The organism is Herbaspirillum aquaticum, assembly GCF_002213425.1.
GTDB classification, from domain to species: Bacteria; Pseudomonadota; Gammaproteobacteria; order Burkholderiales; family Burkholderiaceae_D; genus Herbaspirillum; species Herbaspirillum aquaticum.
Genome location: NZ_NJGV01000062.1, coordinates 1 through 867, shown reverse-complemented (window position 1 = coordinate 867; position 867 = coordinate 1). Strand labels below are relative to the sequence as shown.

The 867-nt window shown below is 47.8% G+C and carries 1 protein-coding gene; it reads right to left on the bottom strand.

Going from position 1 to position 867, the window contains the following annotated elements:
• Window positions 1–37: 37 nt before the first annotated feature.
• Entirely contained in the window at window positions 38–694 is a 657-nt protein-coding gene (locus CEJ45_RS24745; RefSeq protein WP_141107069.1) for a hypothetical protein, read from the bottom strand.
• Window positions 695–867 lie beyond the last annotated feature (173 nt).

Below are 867 nucleotides of genomic sequence, written 5' to 3'. Positions count from 1 at the left end.
GCAGGATCAGGGCAGCGCTGTTCTGCTGCAAGTGAAGTCATGGATGCAGCTTAAATTCTGGCAAACGCTGTCTTGACGGATGGGTCCACTTTATGTTTTCCATTGTTCGCTCAACAAAACGGCGAATGGCGGCGTATCCAAAATATTTGGTATTAAAAGGCCATTCCCCTCGAGCTTCCATCCCTTCCCTACGAAACTGCGCCAGCAACCACTGCCACAATGCTTTTTTCGGCTTTTTTTTGGATTCAGTTAGGCGTACTTCTGAACTGGCTTTCAGAATCCGTTTCTCAAAATTTATCCTGATTTGAGGGTATCGATCGAATGCAAGTCGAAGCGCCCCGGATGTACCGTACCCCCAATCATCAACTGTCATAGGTCTTTGGCGGTTGTAACCTTTGATATTTTGATTGCGAATAAGAGCACGCCATCCGTACAAACGACCGTCAGGATGAATTGCCAAGCAGCGCTCCCGAATAAGTCGGTAGACCTGGATTCCGCCGATACCACATTGGGCGCGTATTTCATCGTAAGAATTTCCGCTGAGATAAAGCATCACCGCGTGCTTTCTTTTAAGAAAGTCCAAGCGGTGCTTTTCTGTAAGCGCAGCGATGTCTACCGACGGCCAGAGAGATAGATCGGCGCTATCGGCAAGACCTTTGACATTACGGCCACGTTGCTCATCCGCATCATCCATACGCTCACCTCGCCAGACGGGACCGTTATTGAATTTACAAAATTGGTACTTTCGGCGCGTAATTTACAAAATCAGTACCGTAAAGTGGACCCCGAATTTGAGACACTGATTTAAGCTGTCGTCCTGGAAGGGATGACGAGAATGAGTGAAGCAAAGAAGAAGCGAAATAGCTA